Source organism: Asticcacaulis sp. W401b (assembly GCF_046503825.1).
In the GTDB taxonomy this organism is placed as follows: domain Bacteria; phylum Pseudomonadota; class Alphaproteobacteria; order Caulobacterales; family Caulobacteraceae; genus Asticcacaulis.
In genome coordinates this window covers 1-3,310 of record NZ_JBKFEE010000040.1, presented here as the reverse complement: position 1 = coordinate 3,310, position 3,310 = coordinate 1, and the positions used below count along the sequence as shown (strand labels likewise).

General features: G+C 57.1%; 2 protein-coding genes. One reads left to right on the top strand and one right to left on the bottom strand.

Annotation, left to right across the window (positions count from 1 at the left end; genetic code table 11):
- Positions 1–1,285 (top strand): TolC family protein (locus ACK8OE_RS20680; protein WP_410274202.1); only part of this gene is annotated, 1,285 nt, incomplete at its 5' end.
- A gap of 1,172 nt (positions 1,286–2,457) precedes the next feature.
- On the opposite strand, the gene ACK8OE_RS20675 is transcribed toward ACK8OE_RS20680, so the two are convergent.
- Positions 2,458–3,310, bottom strand: an 853-nt coding sequence (locus ACK8OE_RS20675; RefSeq protein ID WP_410274201.1) for a site-specific integrase, incomplete at its 5' end; no start/stop codon positions are given.

Below are 3,310 nucleotides of genomic sequence, written 5' to 3'. Positions count from 1 at the left end.
CGTGGGGCGACGGCTGGAATCGAACCGCAATGACATCCGCGTGGTAGTTCAGCAATTGCTTTATTCGGGTGGGCAGGCATCTGCGGCCATTGATGCCGCCGAGTATCGCATCCTTGCCGGCCGTGAGACGCTGCGCGCCAGTGAAGGCGAACTGCTCCTGCAGGTCATTACCGCCTATACTGATGTTCAGCGAGACGAGCAAAGTCTGCAGGTGCGTCGCGAAAACCTGAAAGCGCTTGAGCGCCAAAACGAGATGACGGAAGCCAGGCGGGTGGCGGGCGAGGTGACGCGGACAGACACCGAACAGGCGAAAGCCCAACTCGAGGCGGCTCTGGTTCAGATTTCCTATTCCGAGGCACAACTGCAGGCCAGCCGTGCGACCTACGCAACTCTGGTGGGGCAGAACCCCGGGAGTCTGGAAAGCTTGCCGATCTTGCCTTTTGTCCCAGTGAGCTTGGAGGAAGCGTTCGATATTGCCACGGAGAACAACCCGGAGCTCCGTCGCGCTGGTTTTACCGAACGTGAGAGCCGAATGACGGCTAATCAGGCGCGTGCCGCCAACAATATGGTCGTTAGCGCCCGGAGTTCTTACGGGACAACCGGTGAACTTGTCCCTTATATTGCACGGGACCAGGATAAAGAGTTTACTTTCTCGATCTCGGTTACGAAGCCGCTTTTTTCTGGTGGGGCCAACGATTCCGGCTATCGCGAGACCCTTAATCGTAATGCAGCAGACCGGCTACGCATTGAGGCAGAACGTCGCAACGTATTGCAGAACGTGCGACTTGCCTGGAACCAGGTCGTAACGTCTGAGCGCAACGTTGCTATCCAGAAGCGTCAGTTGGCGGCGGCGGAAATCGCCGCTCAAGGCATGCAGGAAGAGTTTCGCTACGGTCAGCGTTCGACTCTGGATGTACTGGTTGCCGAGCAGAACCTACGCGAAGCCCAATTGGCCATGATCAACTCCCGTCGAGACGTTTATGTCGCTCAGGCCACCCTTTTAAGGCAGATTGGATATCTGGAGGCCCGGGTTGTGCTCGTTGGCTTGAACATCGAAGACCCTTCCACCTATTTGCGTTCGGTGAAGGAAAAAGGGGATGTGCCATGGGAGGGTGTCATCCAAAGTCTTGACCGCAAGGACGGGGAGCGAGATGGCCCCACACTTGTCATGCCTGCCGATAAAGCGTCCTCAAACTATCAAATGACTCCAGGCACCGCTTCGCAACGCGACGATATGCTGGGTACAGACACGCCGATCCAAACGAAACTAAGAGTAACCAACTAGCTATAGAAGCCGATCATGAGACGACTGATCCCAGTGAGTAGGTTGTGTTTTGTTATTGCCGCGTCTTGCCTTTCGAGTTGTGCGTCTGTGCCGCCAAACGCCATCAATTCCAACGCGGACCTGCTGCGTTTGGCGCTGTCGAGTTCCCTGCCAGACCTGGAGAAACGAGCGGCCGAGGCCGACGCGGAAGCGCAATATGCTTTGGCACTGGTTCACCGGTATGGTCTGCAGGGAGAGGCAGTGAACGTTCAACGCGCAGATGCATTAGAGAGGGATGCGTTCGCCTCTCGCGGATATACGCCAATTACACAGTACATCGCTGGGCTCGATGGGAAGCCCGGACGCACCGCGATTATAAACGTCCCGCGAAGTGGTGTGGATAGGGCGGCAGCCCTTCGGGCACGGCGCTGCGCAGAGGCCATTCGAGAGGCTTCAAGCGAAACTGCCGGCGCACGAGACTGTGGCACGCTGAGCAATTTCCGGGAACTTCGTGACTTGTGGGATAGCCAGTAGTGATACTGACACCAAACGGGGACTGCTTCACCGGGAGATGAATATTCTCGTCAGAGTTTTGAAAGACCCCCAGCAGCGATTTGTTGCGGGTGAATAGTTTTGCCGCTACGGGTCTGGTGGCAATGAGGGAGGCCGCCGATAATCCACTGGGCGGCCGCCGCAAATGCTGATAAGTTCGCGCGGAGTTAGCTGGGGGGCACCCATGAAAAGCGGTTTAACGCACACAATCGCTGTAACGCTTCTGTTGATCGCCGCTGCTATGCTGACGGCAATGTGGGTGTTGAACACCTTCTTTCCTGCGGAATTCCATTTCCCTGGTTTCGGACCTGCGTTCTGTATGATCGCTGTAAATCTCTTTCTTTTGAGGAAACGTTCAGGGCAGCCGGTCACAGAGAAATAGGTCGCGGGGTTAAACAAGATCACATCGGCTTTCTTAACCGGTCTACTGAATTTGTGACAGGGCTCGCTCTTGTATCCGCCAACGGGGCAAGGCAGTTACCCGCGCCTTGTCTGGCGCGGAACGCGACGGATTCCCTAATCATCTATGTGATCTGTTACTCCGTAAAGCGTCTCCTGCGCATTGGACCGAACTAACCATTCGTTCAAATCTGTCGCATAAGAATACAAACCATGAACAGAGGGCGCGGTGGCCGACGGCGTCAGAGTCCCAGCTTGCCGGATGGTTCGGATATTTTTAGCTTAGAGCGCCTTACGTAACTTCTCATAGTCGAGAGACTGCGGTGCCGCGTGTGGCCCATGATTTCCTCGTCCGGCACTCCGTTGCGGTAGGCCGTAGTTACAAAGCCCGCTCGCAGCCCATGCGGGCTGACGGGCTCGTTGACAGCCCCCTTGATTCCAGCCGCGGCAGCCCGACGCAGCAGAATCTGCCGAACCGCGTCCTCGCTGAGTCGCCGAGCTTCAACGCGGCCAGACTTGTTAACCTTTCGGTAAACAGGTCCGAAACATATCTCGGCCTTTTCAAGCCAGTGGCGCAGGGCCCTAACAGGGCAGGTGGCTTCGTTCCGGCCATATACGATCGTTACTTCGGCGCCTTTGCCTTCTTTATCGGTCTTCGACTTTTCCAGTAACAACCGCACGCCATCATTGAACCAGGTCAGCTTCTCGGCGTCCAACCCCACAAGTTCGGAGCGGCGTAATGCGCCGGCAAATGCCACCAGCAACAGCGCGCGGTCGCGGTCGCCTGTAAGGCTGTCGTCACAAGCGCGGCTCAAAGCTTTCAATTCCGCTGTGGTAAGAGCGGCCGACTTTCGGCCACGACTGCCATGTGTCCGGCCGATGCCGCGCAGCGTTTCACGGATCGCAGGGTGCTTGGTATCGAGTGGATGACCATCGACACCGGACGCTCTTGCAATGGCCGCCACACGGCGCCGCAACGTCTGCATGGCATAGCCTTCGCCAGCGGCCGCCAGATAGGCGCCAACGATTTCAGGCGTCGCTGGAAATGCCGCCAGACCGTTGCGCTGGCACCAGGTTTCGAAATTCGCCACGTCG